Raw genomic sequence first — 13,382 nt, 5'->3', positions numbered from 1 at the left:
AGCGGAGCACCGTTGCGGCTACCGAGGGCGGCGGCGAGTGATGGCCGCCGCAGTGACCGATTCGACATCGCGGCTCCGGACAGGTGCCTGAACAGCGGATGAATCGCAGGCGACGCGGCCATGTCTCGGCAACACAACGTGGACTACCTGATCTTCGACGTACTCTCGAAAAAGAAGTATGAGGAGGTCGGCGATGCGTGCTCAATTCTCCGAGGCGGTGCCCGGTCCCGACGGTTCCGCCGAGCCCATCGCGCGAACGGTTCACGGCGACGTACGCGGCGTGCGCGAGGGTGCGGTGTCCGTCTGGCGCAGCATCCCGTATGCCGCGCCCCCTGCCGGCCCGGCCCGGTTCGCGCGCCCCCAGCCCCCGCAGCCGTGGGACGGAGTGCGCGACTGCACCGCGTTCGGGCAGATCGCGCCCCAGACGATGGGCACCATGGTCCCCATCGATTCGGGCCTGACCATGGGCGAGGACTGCCTGTGGCTCAATGTCTGGTCACCGCGGCCCGAGACCGGCGATCCCGCCCGGATCGCGGAAACCGAACCGCGCCCGGTCATGGTCTGGCTGCACGGCGGAGCATACTGCCTCGGCACCGCGGCGCAGCAGATCTACGACGGGCGCAAGCTGGCCGCGACCGGTGAGGTCGTGGTCGTGAGCGTCAACTACCGGCTCGGCGCGCTCGGCTTCCTCGACCTGTCCTCGCTCGGTGACGACTTCGCGCCGAACCTCGGCTTGCACGACCAGATCGCCGCACTGGAGTGGGTGCGCGAGAACATCGCCGCGTTCGGCGGCGATCCCGGCAACGTCACGCTCTTCGGCGAGTCCTCCGGCGCGGGTTGCGTCACCGCGCTGCTCACCGCACCGCGCGCGGCCGGCCTGTTCCACCGGGCGATCGCGCAGAGCCCGCCCGCGACCACGGTGTTCGGGCCCGAGCGCGCCGCGACGGTGGCGCAGCGCTTCCTGGCGCTGATCGAACTGCCCGCGAGCAGGGCCGAGGAACTGCTGGAATGCCCGATCGACCGGATCGTGGCGGCGGCGGGCGTCCTGCTCGACGAGATACCGCTGAAGGAGCCGGGCAGGCTGGCGGCGGCCCCCGTGGTCGACGGCGATCTGCTGCCGACCTACCCGATCGACCGGTTCCAGCGCGGAGGATCGCACAGGGTGCCGTTGATCATCGGCACCAACAAGGACGAGGCGTCGCTGTTCCGGCTGCTGCGCTCGCCGATCATGCCGGTGACGCCGGACGCGGTGAACGCGATGCTGCGTGATGTCGCCGCGGGCCACCCGGAGATGTCCGCGGAGCGGATCGCCGAGATCACCTCGGCCTACCCGGACCTGAACAAGGCACGCGGCGCGCTGGCGATGTCCACCGACGCGGCGTTCCGGATGCCCGCGCACTGGGTGGCCGACGGTCACGCCGAGCACTCGCCCACCTGGATGTACCGCTTCGACTACGCCACCCCGATGCTGCGGGCGGCCCGGGTCGGCGCGGGTCACGCCACCGAATTGCCGTATGTCTTCGGCAATTTCGGCACGATCAACCGCGACCCCACCTTCTGGCTGGGCGGCCGCAAAGCGGCCACGGAGGTCTCCGGGCGCATGATGCGCCGCTGGCTGGCCTTCGCCACCCACGGCGTCCCCGCAGCGCTGGACGGCTCCAAACACTGGCCGCCCTACCGCCTCGCGGACCGCGCCACCCTGCTCATCGACAGCGTCGATCGTGTGGTCGAGAATCCCGACCGCGACCTGCACACCGCCTGGGGGCAACAGGCCGTCGGCTTCTCCTGACCGGCGACTTCTTGCACCGTCGCGTGCCTGATGTCAGACGGCGTGTGCGGCCCAGGGCAAGCGAAGCCGCACGCCTGGGGCCCGCATCAGCCGGATGATCGCCGTGGGCGCGGCGAGCGGAACGCGCCTCAGACGTCGGTGGAGAAGCGGATGCCGCCGTCGGGAATCACCACACCGGGCCAGACGCGGGCTCCGCGCAGCAGTTCGCAGCGGGCTCCGATGTGCGCACCGTCCCCGATGACGCCGTCGCGGACGAGCGCCCGCGGGCCGATGCGCGCCCCGAACCCGATGATGGTGCGCTCGACCGTGGCACCCGCCTCGATCACCGCGCCGTCGAAGACCACCGCGCCGTCCAGGCGCGCGCCCGCGCCGATCTCGGCGCCGCGGCCGACGACCGTCCCGCCGATGAGCACCGCACCCGGCGCGACGCCCGCGCCGGGATGGACCAGCGATTCACCGCGCTGACCGGGCAGGGCGGGGGAGGGCGCGATGCCGCGGACCAGGTCGGCGGAGCCGCGCACGAAGTCCTCGGGAGTACCCATGTCGCGCCAGTAGGAAGCGTCGACGTACCCCTGGAGGCGGGCGCCCTCGGTCAGTAGCGCGGGGAACACCTCGCGCTCCACCGACACCGGGCGCCCGGCCGGGATCTTCTCGATGTACTCGCGGCGGAAGACGTAGCATCCGGCGTTGATCTGATCGGTCGGCGGATCCTGGGTCTTCTCCAGGAACGCGGTGACCCGGCCGTCCTCGTCGGTGGGCACGCAGCCGAACGCGCGCGGGTCGCTGACCCGGACCAGGTGCAGCGTCACGTCGGCGCGGGTCGACTCGTGGGTGTCGAGCACCGCGCCGAGATCGGTGCCGCCAAGCACGTCGCCGTTGAACACCATCACGTTGTCCGCGCGCAGCTTGGGCAGCACGTTGCGGATGGCGCCGCCGGTGCCGAGCGGCTCGGTCTCGGTGACGTACTCGATCTCCAAGCCGAGCTCGGAGCCATCGCCGAAGTGCTCCTCGAACACCTCGGCCTTGAACGACGTGCCGAGCACCACATGGGTGATCCCGGCCTCCGCGATGCGGGCGAGTAGATGGGTCAGGAACGGCAGCCCGGCCGTCGGCAGCATCGGCTTGGGCGCCGAAAGGGTCAGCGGGCGCAGCCGCGTTCCCTGCCCGCCGACCAGGATCACCGCGTCGGTGCCTGTATTTCCTGCCATCAAGCTCCCCTGTTCACAAGGTCGTTTCTCGCCTGCGCCGCCGGTTACCCGGCGTCGCGCGCCTGCTGGCGCAGGGCAGATCGAACCGCAATCCGCGAGCGGATCGCAAGTCCGGCCCGCAACGCCAGCCGCAGCGGAGCCTGCCACCAGTGCGGATGCCGGTCGGCCTGGAACCGGTAGGCGCTGGCGTGATGGGCGGGCAGCATGACCTCGGGATGGCGGCCCGCCGCGTGGCCCTTGGCATGGGTCACCTCGGCGTCCGGCACGAACACGTTGTGCCAGCCCGCCTTGCCCATCCGGTCGCCGAAGTCGACATCCTCCATGTACATGAAGTAGCGCGAGTCGAAGCCGTCGATCGAGTCGAACGCGGCGCGCCGTACCAGCAGGCACGAGCCGGACAGCCAGCCGACGGCCCGCTCGGAGATCTCCTCGTTCTCCTGCCGGTACCGGCGGGTCCAGGGGTTGGACTTCCACACCGTGCCCAGGATCGCGTGCCCGGCGCCGTCGAGCAGGCCGGGCACCCGGCGGGCCGACGGGTACACGCTGCCGTCCGGCTCGAGCACCAGCGGCCCGAGCGCACCGGCGCGCGGCCAGCGCTTGGCGGCGGCGAGCAGCTTGTCGATGGAATCGGTACCCCAGCGGATGTCCGGGTTGGCGATCACGATGAACTCGATGTCCGGATCGATCTCCGCGACCGCCCGGTTGATCGCGCCGCCGTAGCCGATGTTGCCGCCGGTGCGTAGGAGCCGCACGTGCGAATTCGCCTCGGCGGCCAGCTCCGGCACACCGTCCACCGACCCGTTGTCGGCGAGGATCACCTGCGGTTTCTCCGCGGTGGCCCCGGCCAGGGTGCTGATGAAGTGCTCGAGGTGCTCACCCGGCGAGTAGGTCACCGTGACGACGGCCAGGCCCGCGGGCGCCGCGGAATCGGAATCACTCACGACAGGCAACTCTAGTGGGCGCAGCCGGACTCCGTTCGCCGATGGCCCGTCCGAGGCCGAAGGTACGCGCTAGCCGGACCGTCGTGCCAGCGCGTCCCCCAGCGCGATCCGCCAATCCCGCAGCGGGCGCAGCCCGGCATCGTTCCAGGCCCGCGGCGACAACACCGAATACGCCGGGCGCCGTGCGGGTCTGGGAAAAGCGGACGAGTCGCACGGGCGGACGCGCCCCGGATCGGCGCCGATACCCGCGAATACCGCGCGGGCGAGTTCGAATCGACTGGCCCGCCCCGCATTGGTGGCGTGCACCACCCGGGGGGCGTCCGGCCGGCCCGCCAGTTCCAGCAGCGCGGCGGCCAGATCGGCGGCGTAGGTGGGCGAGCCGACCTCGTCGTCGACCACGTCGACGGTGTCTCGTTCCCGCTCCAGCCGCAGCATGGTGGCGACGAAATCGCCACCGCGCCCGGTGTATACCCACGCGGTGCGCACCACGTGCGCGTCCGGGCAGCGGCTGAGCACCGCTTGTTCACCCGCGAGCTTGGACGCTCCGTACACCGACGTCGGCCCCGTCACATCCGCAGTGTCGTACGGCCGATCCTGGGTACCTGGAAAGACGTAATCGGTGGACAGATGGATCAGCCGGGCACCGAGGTCGGCGCAGACCTCGGCGAGCACGGCCGGTCCGGTGGCGTTGCCCGCGTACGCCGCTTCGGCTTCGGTTTCGGCCCGGTCCACGGCGGTGTAGGCGGCGCAGTTCAGCACCACGTCGCCGGGCGCGAGTACCGCGCGCACGGCGACGGGGTCGGTGATGTCGAGTTCGGCGCGCCCGTAGCCGCTGGCGGCCGGAGCCAGACGCAGCAGTTCCCGGCCCACCTGTCCGTGCGCCCCCGTGACGACGAGGCGGACGGAGGCGGTGGACTCGGGCGCGGTGGGGTCGGTCACGGGCGCAAGTCTGGCACGCCGCCGATTGCGCGGTTGCGGCCGTTCGCGATAACCGTTCGATAGCCTTGAGCTATCGGGGATCCCGAAATCGGGCGGGGCGAGCGGTAACCATGGTGGCGGATCGGTTGCGCACGCATCGCCATGACACCGAGTTTCGGCGAGAGGATTGGGACTTGTCGCAGCGGAGGGGCACATCGGCGTTGCCGCGGACGAAAGGATCGCGCGACCGGTCCTTCGGGCCGCTGCGCTCGATCGCGGTAGCCGCCGCCGTGATCGTGCTGGCGCTCACCGGCTTCGCCTGGCGCAGCGTGGACGCGCTGGTCGCCGACATCGAGCGCTTGGGCGATCTCGGCCTCGGCGGCAATCGCGACGGCGCGGTGGACATCTTGCTGGTCGGTGTGGACAGCCGTACCGACGCACACGGCAACCCCCTGTCGGACGCCGAGCGCGCGATGCTGCACGCGGGCGACGAGGTCGGCACCAACACCGACACCATCGTGCTGCTGCGCGTGCCGAACGACGGGCGCTCGGCGACCGCCATCTCGATCCCGCGCGACTCCTACGTCAACATTCCGGGCCTGGGCATGGGCAAGATCAACTCGGCCTACGGCGCGACCAAGGCGATGCAGATCCAGAAGCTCACCGATCAAGGGGTCTCGGCCGCCGACGCCGATCGGCAGTCCACGCAGGCGGGCAGGCAGGCGCTGATCAAGACGGTGGCCGGGCTCACGGGCATCACCGTCGACCACTACGCCGAGGTCAGCCTGCTCGGCTTCGCGCTGCTCACCGACGCCGTCGGCGGGGTCGAGGTGTGCCTGAAGAACCCGGTGGACGAATGGATGTCCGGCGCCAAATTCCCCGCGGGACGCCAGCGTCTGGACGGGCCGCGAGCGCTGAGTTTCGTGCGCCAGCGCCACGATCTGCCGCGCGGCGACATCGACCGCATCGTGCGCCAGCAGGTGTTCATGGCCCAGCTGGTGCAGCAGGTGCTCAGCGCGAAGACGCTGGCCAATCCGCTCAAACTCCAGCAACTCAGCGACGCGGTGGGGCGCACCATCGTGCTGGACGAGGACTGGGACGTGCTGGCGTTCCTGCAGCGGTTGAAGGATCTGTCCGGCGGCCGGGTGAAATTCGAGACCATTCCGGTCGCCGACCTCAACGGGGAGACCGGCAACGGCGAATCCGTGGTCAAAGTCGAGCCGAAAGCGGTCCGGTCCTATATCGCCTCGCTGGTGGGCGACGCTCCGGCCCCGCGCAACGCCGAGCCGGGCTTCGACCCCGCGACGGTGACCGTCAGCGTCTACAACGCGGGCGGCGTCGGCGGACTCGCGGCCGAGGTGGCCCAGGCGCTGAACACCAAGGGATTCCGTCAAGGCGTGGTGACCAACTACAGCGGCAACCGCGTGACCAGCAGCCGGGTGCTCGCGGCGGACACTTCCAGCCCGAAGGCTCAGGCGGTGGCCAAGGCGCTCGGCGGCCTGGCGGTGCTCGCGGATCCTGCGCTGTCCCCGGATTCGGTGAGCGTCGTGCTGGCGAGCGACTATTCTGGTCCGGGCTCATCGGCGAGCCGGGTGTTCGATCTGTCCGGAACGTCGACCGCGGCCACGCCAGTCCCACCCGCTCCACCGATCGACGCAGGCCAGAACGGACCGAAATGCGTGAACTGAACCATGCGTGATATCGACCAGGCACACACTCTCACCGAAGCGGTACTCGATCCGATCCTGGCCCGCGAACCCGCGGGCCCGCGGGTCACCTACTACGACGACGCCACCGGAGCGCGCATCGAGCTGTCCGGCGCGACGCTGGCGAACTGGGCGGCCAAGACCGCCAACCTGATTCGCGACGAGTTCGGCCTGAGCCCAGGGGCCCGGGTCGCCGTCCTGCTCCCGGCGCACTGGCAGACCGCGGCGGTGCTGCTGGGCTGCTGGTGGGCGGGTACCGAAGTGGTGCTGCGCCCCGACGAGGACGCCGATCTGGCCCTGGTCACCCCGGATCGCCTGGACGACGCCGACGGCGCGGGCGAGGCCGCGGCGCTGTCGCTGGACGCCATGGGCTCCCCGGTGCGCGATCTGCCGATCGGAGTCACCGACTTCGCCACCTCGGTACGCGTGCACGGCGACCAGTTCCTGCCCCGCGGCGCCGGTGTCGCGCTGGACGGCATGCCGGTCTCCGAGGTGCTCGCCGAAGCGCGGAAATCGGCTATGCGCCAGGGCTTCGCCGAGGGGGACCGGGTGCTGTCGAGCACGCCATGGGACACACCGGCCGAACTGATCGACGGATATCTCGCGGTGCTCGCCGCGGGCGCCTCGCTGGTGCAGGTGGTCAACCCCGATCCGGCGTTGCGTGACCGGCGCATCACCTCGGAGCGGGTCACCGCGCAGCGCGGCTGAGCGGCTCCTACCACGGTATAAGCGCCGAATCCGACCTGAGGACGTTCCACAACCTGGGTGACGTTCCGTACGGTGGAGTCACCGCACGACGACGGGGGTTGGATATGAAGCCACAATATTGGTTCCGCTGGTTGTCCGTGCAGGGCGCGCCTCGGCTCGTCCTGCGCGTGCAGGCGCGCCGCGGTGACCCCTTCGCCGAATTGATGGGCGGGACTGCGGGCTTCGACGACCCCTACCCGCTGATCGAGCGGTTGCGCGGGCAGCACAGGCTGTTGCGCACCTCGATCGCGTGGGCGACCTTCGACCACGAGCTGTGCCGGTCCATCCTGCGTGACAGCCGTTTCGGCGTGCGCACCACCGAGAGCTTCAACATCCCCAAGCCGCTACAGAAGCTGGCCGAGCGCTTTCCGCTGCCGCCGAATCCGGTCGAGCCGCCGTCCATGCTGGTGATCGATCCGCCGGAGCACACGGCGATGCGCAAGCCGGTGGCCTCCGCCTTCACCCCACGTGCGATCCGCAGGCTGCGCGACCGCGTCGAGACGGTCACCGAGGAACTGCTGGACGCGCTGCCCGCGCACGGTTCGGCGGACCTGATCCCGTCGTTCGCCGCCCAGGTGCCGATCGCGATCATCTCCGAGATGCTCGGCTTCCCCGACGAGGACAAGGCGAAATTCCTCGACTGGGGCGATCGGATGACGCCCCTGCTGGACGTCGGCATCCCGTGGCGCGCGCACCGCAGAGCACTGCTGGCCATGGAGGTGATGAACGCCTACCTCGACCGGCACATCGAACGATTGCGCCGCGAGCCGGGCGAGGACATCCTCTCCACCCTGGTCACCACCGGTGAGCTGGACTCCGACGCGCTCAAGGCCACCGCCAGCCTGCTCATGGGCGCCGGTTTCGAGACGACGGTCAACCTGATCGGCAACGGTGTCGCACAACTGCTGGCCCATCCGGATCAGCTCGAGCGGCTGCGCGACGAGCCGGAGCTGTGGCCAAACGCCGTCGAGGAGATCCTGCGCTTCGACTCGCCGGTGCAGACCACCGCACGGACCGCGCTGACCGACGTCGAGATCGACGGGATGACGGTGCGCGAGGGAAACACGGTGGTGCTGTCGTTGGCCGGCGCCAACCGCGACCCGGAGATGTTCGACGATCCCGGCCGGTTCGATGTCGGACGGGCCAACGCCAAGGAGCACCTGTCCTTCAGCAGCGGCGTGCACGTCTGTCTCGGGGCCAGTCTGGCCAGGATGGAAGGCGTCCACGCGTTGCAAGCCCTGTTCGAGCGTTTTCCGGACCTGCGCCTGGACGGTCCGCCCAAGCGCCGGGCGCTGTTCACCCTGCACGGCTACGAGCGGATGCCGGTGCGCCTCGGTCAGCGCGCGCAGGCGCCGGAGCCGGTCTGATCAGCCGGTTGTGGTCTTCCAGACGTAGCGGGTCTTCGGGCGTCCGGCCCTTCCGTAGTCCGAGCGGCGCACGACCAGCCCGTCATCGGCCAATTTCTCCAGGTAACGCCAGGCGGTGATGCGCGAGACGCCGATCGAGGACGCGGTGTCCGCGGCCGTCACGCCCTCGGCTTCGGCCGCACGCACGGTGCGGGAGATCTCGTCGAGGGTCTGCGGCGCGACACCTTTCGGGGTGGCCGCGCGCTGGTCGGGGGTGCGCAGGGCGCTCAGCGCCCGATCGATGTCGTGCTGGGAGATGGCGCTCTCACCGGCCGGAAGTGCGGTGCGGAACTCCCGATACCGCTCCAGCTTGTCGCGGAACGCGGCGAAGGTGAACGGCTTCAGCAGATACAGCACGACCCCGTGCGATACGGCGGTGCGCACCATGGCCAGGTCGCGGGCGGAGGTGATGGCGATGACGTCCGGGCGCGGCGCCAGGCCGGTCAGCGCGGCGGCCACGTCGAGGCCGCTCGCGTCCGGCAGGCCGATGTCCATCAGCACCAGGTCGATCGGCGTGCCCTCGGCCGCGGCGTCGGCCGCCGCGCGCATCGCCTCGCGCCCGGTATGGACGACGCCGACGGGCGTGAATCCGGCGATGCGCTCCACATAGGCGCGGTGCGCCTCGGCGATCAGCGGCTCGTCCTCGACGATCAGCACACGAATCATCGTGCTTCCTTCCGTGGAATCGTCACGGTCACCGCGCTTTCGGGGTCCCGTTGCGTGCGGATGCTTCCCCCGTGGCGGGCCACCAGCCGGTGGACCAGCGCGAGTCCGAGCCCGTGGTGATCGGTCTTGGTCGAATAACCCCGCTGGGACGCGCGCGCGAACATCTCCGCCGACATGCCGGGGCCGCTGTCGGCCACCCGGATGTAGAGCAGGGACTCGTCCGTGGCGTTCGCGCGCTGGTGTCGCAAGGTGACCTCCACCCAGCCGGACGTACTGTCCGCCGCCGCATCGATGGCGTTGTCGACGAGGTTGCCCACGAGCGTGACGGTCTCGTGCGGGGACAGCGGGTCCACCGAGTCGAGCGCGGTGTCGTCGGTGATCGTCAGCTCGATGCCGCGTTCGGCGGCCTGATTCACCTTGCCGAGCAGCAAGGCGGCCAGGGCGGGCGCGCCCACCGCGGCGAACAGCCGGTCGATCAGCGACTGGGACAGTTCGAGTTCCGCGGTGGCGAACTCGACCGCCTCCCGGTGGCGGCCGAGCTCGACCATGGTGACCACGGTGTGCAAACGGTTGGCGGATTCGTGCGCCTGCGCCTGCAACGATGCCGCGAAGCCGCGCACGGAATCGAGTTCGCCCATCACCGACTGCAATTCGGTGTGGTCGCGGATGGTCATCACGGTGCCGATCGCCCGGCCTTCCCACTCCACGGTGTCCTGGTTGACCAGCAGGATCCGGTCGGTGGTCACGTGCATCTCGTCACGGACGGTGCCCCAGCTCATCCGCTGCAACGACAGCGGGAGATCGCTGCGCCGGACGTCGCCCGGGGGCAGGTCGAGCAGGCGGCGCGCCTCGTCGTTGACCACCTCGGCGTCCTCGCCGGAGGGCCCGAACACCACCAGGCCCTCGTGCACCGAGTGCAGGACCGCGTCGTGGTGCTCGTACATCGCGCGCAGCTCGTCGGGCGCCAAGCCGTGGGTCTGCCGCCGTAGCCTGCGGCTGAGCAGGAACGATCCGCCCGCGGCCAGCAGCAGACCCGCACCGGCGACGCCGAGGATCACCGGGAGCTGAGTGGCGACCTGGTCGCCGATCTTCGCCCGTGTCACGCCCGCGGAGACCAACGCGACGATCCGCCCGTTGTCGTGCACCGGAGTCACCGCCCGGATGGAGGGGCCCAGTGTGCCGGTGAAGGTCTCGGTGAAGGTCTCCCCGGCCAGCGCGCGATCGATGGTGCCGCTGAACGGCAGCCCGATCATGGCCGGATTGGTGTGCGTATAGCGCGTGCGGTCCGGCGCCATGACCACGATGAAGTCCATGCCGGTCTCGCGCCGGATCTCCTCGGTCACCGGCTGCAACCGCGCCGTCGGATCCGTGCCACGCAGCGCCTCGACGGTGGAGGGCGCGTCGGCCACGCTCACCGCGACGTCGGTGACCTCCCTGGTGGTGGTGACGTCGCTGTCGTGCCTGGCGTCCAGGACCGCGAGCACCACACCGATCGCGATCATCACCGCGAGTACGACCAACTGGAAGACGAACGCCTGCCCGGCGAGGGAGAGCCGACCGCGTCTCACAAGCTCTGCCTCCGCTGAACGTAATGCACCAAACAGTGACCGGGATCACCCGGCCGACCATCATTCTGCCTGGAAGGCGTGAGTCAGTTCGCGTCGGTACCTTTCGAAGGGAAATCCTCGCTATGAGCGACTCGACTCGAACGCGGCGCGACCGCACCCATTGGCTGTATCTGGCCGTCATCGTGGCCGTGGTGGCGGGCGTCCTCGTCGGCTGGCAGGCGCCCGGCACCGCGCAGTCGTTCGCCCCGCTGGGGACCATCTTCGTCAACCTCATCAAGATGATGATCGCTCCGGTCATCTTCTGCACCATCGTGCTCGGAATCGGCTCGGTGCGCGCGGCGGCCACCGTCGGCAAGGTCGGCGGCCTGGCCATCGGCTACTTCCTGGTCATGTCGACCATCGCACTCGGGATCGGGCTCGTCGTCGGCAATCTGCTGCAACCCGGCGCGGGACTGAATATCGCCAAGTCGACCAAGGCCGGTCACGACCTGGCCAACACCGCGCACAGCGCGGGCGGCACCTGGGAATTCATCCAGAACATCGTCCCGTCCACTCTGTTGTCGTCGCTCACCACGGGCAATGTCCTGCAGGCGCTGTTCGTCGCGCTGCTGGTCGGTTTCGCGGTGCAGGCGATGGGCACGACGGGCGAGCCGATCCTGCGCGGCGTGGCGCTGCTGCAGAAACTCGTGTTCCGGATCCTGGTGATGATTTTGTGGCTGGCGCCGATCGGTGCGTTCGGCGCGATCGCCAACGTGGTCGGCAAGACCGGCCTGGACGCCGTGGTGAAGCTGGGCACGCTGATGGCCGCCTTCTACCTCACCTGCCTGGTGTTCGTCTTCGGTGTGCTCGGGGTGCTGCTGTGGAGCGTCTCGCGGGTGTCGATCTTCAAGCTGGTCCGCTACCTCGCGCGGGAGTACCTGCTGATCCTCGCGACGTCGTCGTCGGAATCGGCGCTGCCACGGCTGATCGCGAAGATGGACCACATGGGCGTGGAGCGCACCACTGTGGGCGTCGTCGTGCCGACCGGCTATTCGTTCAATCTGGACGGCACCGCCATCTACCTGACCATGGCGTCGCTGTTCATCGCCGAGGCGATGGGCAAGCCGCTGTCCATCGGCGAGCAAGTCGGGCTGTTGCTGTTCATGATCGTCGCGTCCAAGGGCGCGGCGGGTGTCACCGGCGCGGGGCTGGCCACGCTGGCGGGCGGGTTGCAGAGCCATCGGCCCGAACTACTCGACGGCGTCGGCTTGATCGTCGGCATCGACCGCTTCATGTCCGAGGCACGGGCGCTGACCAACTTCTCCGGCAACGCGGTGGCCACGGTGCTGATCGGCACCTGGACCAAGACCGTCGACGTCGACCGGGTGCGCGAGGTGCTCGATCGCAAGGTGCCCTTCGACGAGCGGACCATGGTCGACGACGACCACGGGACGCCGGAGGCGACGCTCACGCAAGAGGCCGAGGCCGTAGATCTGGTCAAGGCTTGACGGCGGGGGAGAGAGGCCATCCGTAGCGCCGGGCTGAGGCGTGGCAGTCGCCCGGCCGCTGGGTGAATGACGAGGGCCCGCGGATTCGCTGATCCGCGGGCCCTTCGTCGCGTCCGGGATCAGTCCGCCCACTTCTCCGGATTCAGGTGGTGCTGGGTGAGCGCGGTGGCGTGGCCGTGCCCGAATCCGTGCTCGGTCTTCAGCCATTCGACGAGTTCTTTGTGCGAGGTCAGTCCGGTGTCGCGCATGGCGGCCTTCCACTCCTCGATGGCGCGGCCGTATTTGGCCTCGATGGAGGGAAAGTAGGACGCGGGCCCGTGCGGCTTGGTCGCCATGTCGATCTCCTTGCTCGTCGTGCGTTCGATTGTGCGGACGGGGCGGTCGTTCGAAAGTCGTCGGCGGTCCCGGGAAAAGTGCTCCGGATCACCCCCATCGGCGCGAACCTCGTGTCTGCCGAACCGTCGTCTCAGGCAGACGCGCCGACCGAAACGGCCGCGCGGCGCTTGTCCAGACTGTGCTCGCGGATCAACAACCCACCGGTCAGCGCCACCAGGACGGCGGTCAGGCCGTGAATACCGAATGCCGCGGCGGCGGAACCGTTCCAGCTGAGCACGGTGAGCATGTCACCGACCGGCACGAGCGCGACCACCGAAGTCACGATGCCGAGCGCGTACCGCTGGCGCAGGCCGAGCAGGACCAGGATCAACACGCCGAAGACGGTGTCCCGCACGCCTTTGAGGTTCATGAACGCCGCCGCCTCACCGTCCGGCCATGCGGGCAGGCCGAAGCCGGGAGCGATGCCGTCCGGCGCGAACAGATAGCTGATCCCGATGTAGAGGATGAACGCGGCGCCGATCAGGGACAGGACGGTGGTGATGCGGGAAAGGGTCATGGCGGTGCTCCTGGCTGGAAGTCTCGGCTGGAAATCTAGCGACGCTAGAACTGA

At 69.6% G+C, this 13,382-nt stretch carries 12 protein-coding genes; 5 read left to right on the top strand and 7 right to left on the bottom strand.

Annotated features, from left to right (window positions below; genetic code table 11):
- Positions 1-193 precede the first annotated feature (193 nt).
- Entirely contained in the window at positions 194-1,789 is a 1,596-nt protein-coding gene (locus ACZ6DL_RS31190) for a carboxylesterase/lipase family protein (RefSeq protein WP_466056451.1), read from the top strand.
- Positions 1,790-1,917: 128 nt separating this feature from the next.
- Here the strand turns inward: ACZ6DL_RS31190 and manB are convergent, their stop codons facing one another.
- The 3 genes from manB to rfbD all read right to left on the bottom strand — a co-directional run bounded on the left by manB (position 1,918) and on the right by rfbD (position 4,877).
- Complete coding sequence (manB, locus tag ACZ6DL_RS31185) at positions 1,918-2,997, bottom strand: mannose-1-phosphate guanylyltransferase (protein WP_040869274.1); 1,080 nt, start codon at positions 2,995-2,997, stop codon at positions 1,918-1,920.
- A 44-nt stretch (positions 2,998-3,041) separates the two neighbouring features.
- On the bottom strand, positions 3,042-3,938 hold the full coding sequence (locus ACZ6DL_RS31180; protein ID WP_040869272.1) for a glycosyltransferase family 2 protein: 897 nt from the start codon (positions 3,936-3,938) through the stop codon (positions 3,042-3,044).
- 69 nt (positions 3,939-4,007) lie between these two features.
- Entirely contained in the window at positions 4,008-4,877 is an 870-nt protein-coding gene (rfbD, locus tag ACZ6DL_RS31175) for a dTDP-4-dehydrorhamnose reductase (RefSeq protein ID WP_466056449.1), read from the bottom strand.
- A 110-nt stretch (positions 4,878-4,987) separates the two neighbouring features.
- Here rfbD and ACZ6DL_RS31170 point away from each other — a divergent pair, with 110 nt between their 5' ends.
- The 3 genes from ACZ6DL_RS31170 (at position 4,988) to ACZ6DL_RS31160 (ending at position 8,676) form a co-directional block, all read left to right on the top strand.
- Positions 4,988-6,544: an LCP family protein gene (locus ACZ6DL_RS31170; protein ID WP_466056447.1), complete on the top strand. Its 1,557-nt coding sequence runs from the start codon at positions 4,988-4,990 to the stop codon at positions 6,542-6,544.
- A 3-nt stretch (positions 6,545-6,547) separates the two neighbouring features.
- Positions 6,548-7,270, top strand: a complete 723-nt coding sequence (locus ACZ6DL_RS31165) for a TIGR03089 family protein (RefSeq protein WP_040869268.1) — start codon at positions 6,548-6,550, stop codon at positions 7,268-7,270.
- Positions 7,271-7,374: 104 nt separating this feature from the next.
- Positions 7,375-8,676 carry a cytochrome P450 gene (locus tag ACZ6DL_RS31160; RefSeq protein ID WP_466056445.1) on the top strand — a complete coding sequence of 434 codons (1,302 nt, stop codon included), beginning with the start codon at positions 7,375-7,377 and terminating at the stop codon, positions 8,674-8,676.
- On the opposite strand, the gene ACZ6DL_RS31155 is transcribed toward ACZ6DL_RS31160, so the two are convergent.
- Entirely contained in the window at positions 8,677-9,381 is a 705-nt protein-coding gene (locus tag ACZ6DL_RS31155; RefSeq protein WP_466056443.1) for a response regulator, read from the bottom strand.
- Complete coding sequence (locus ACZ6DL_RS31150) at positions 9,378-10,883, bottom strand: sensor histidine kinase (protein WP_466056591.1); 1,506 nt, start codon at positions 10,881-10,883, stop codon at positions 9,378-9,380. The genes ACZ6DL_RS31155 and ACZ6DL_RS31150 overlap by 4 nt, the downstream gene beginning before the upstream one ends.
- Before the next feature lie 188 nt (positions 10,884-11,071).
- Here ACZ6DL_RS31150 and ACZ6DL_RS31145 point away from each other — a divergent pair, with 188 nt between their 5' ends.
- On the top strand, positions 11,072-12,436 hold the full coding sequence (locus tag ACZ6DL_RS31145; protein WP_466056441.1) for a cation:dicarboxylate symporter family transporter: 1,365 nt from the start codon (positions 11,072-11,074) through the stop codon (positions 12,434-12,436).
- A gap of 119 nt (positions 12,437-12,555) precedes the next feature.
- Here ACZ6DL_RS31145 and ACZ6DL_RS31140 read toward each other — a convergent pair whose 3' ends face one another.
- The gene (locus tag ACZ6DL_RS31140) at positions 12,556-12,771 is read right to left on the bottom strand and encodes a DUF4287 domain-containing protein (RefSeq protein WP_466056440.1); all 216 of its coding nucleotides are present in this window, start codon (positions 12,769-12,771) and stop codon (positions 12,556-12,558) included.
- A gap of 131 nt (positions 12,772-12,902) precedes the next feature.
- The gene (locus ACZ6DL_RS31135; RefSeq protein ID WP_466056439.1) at positions 12,903-13,328 is read right to left on the bottom strand and encodes a DUF4267 domain-containing protein; all 426 of its coding nucleotides are present in this window, start codon (positions 13,326-13,328) and stop codon (positions 12,903-12,905) included.
- Between the last annotated feature and the right edge of the window lie 54 nt (positions 13,329-13,382).

The sequence above is a fragment of the Nocardia sp. NPDC041819 genome, from assembly GCF_055590505.1.
Note: the sequence above shows the minus strand (reverse complement) of the source record. Positions and strands in the feature narration are given on the sequence as shown.

What these genes read in the sequence shown, in the direction of transcription:
- manB (WP_040869274.1), bottom strand. Translation starts at nt 2,997, where the DNA reads ATGGCAGGAAATACAGGCACCGACGCGGTGATCCTGGTCGGCGGGCAG.
- ACZ6DL_RS31150 (WP_466056591.1), bottom strand. Translation starts at nt 10,883, where the DNA reads ATGATCGCGATCGGTGTGGTGCTCGCGGTCCTGGACGCCAGGCACGAC.
- ACZ6DL_RS31155 (WP_466056443.1), bottom strand. Translation starts at nt 9,381, where the DNA reads ATGATTCGTGTGCTGATCGTCGAGGACGAGCCGCTGATCGCCGAGGCG.
- ACZ6DL_RS31140 (WP_466056440.1), bottom strand. Translation starts at nt 12,771, where the DNA reads ATGGCGACCAAGCCGCACGGGCCCGCGTCCTACTTTCCCTCCATCGAG.
- ACZ6DL_RS31170 (WP_466056447.1), top strand. Translation starts at nt 4,988, where the DNA reads ATGGTGGCGGATCGGTTGCGCACGCATCGCCATGACACCGAGTTTCGG.
- ACZ6DL_RS31165 (WP_040869268.1), top strand. Translation starts at nt 6,548, where the DNA reads ATGCGTGATATCGACCAGGCACACACTCTCACCGAAGCGGTACTCGAT.
- ACZ6DL_RS31160 (WP_466056445.1), top strand. Translation starts at nt 7,375, where the DNA reads ATGAAGCCACAATATTGGTTCCGCTGGTTGTCCGTGCAGGGCGCGCCT.
- ACZ6DL_RS31190 (WP_466056451.1), top strand. Translation starts at nt 194, where the DNA reads ATGCGTGCTCAATTCTCCGAGGCGGTGCCCGGTCCCGACGGTTCCGCC.
- ACZ6DL_RS31135 (WP_466056439.1), bottom strand. Translation starts at nt 13,328, where the DNA reads ATGACCCTTTCCCGCATCACCACCGTCCTGTCCCTGATCGGCGCCGCG.
- ACZ6DL_RS31145 (WP_466056441.1), top strand. Translation starts at nt 11,072, where the DNA reads ATGAGCGACTCGACTCGAACGCGGCGCGACCGCACCCATTGGCTGTAT.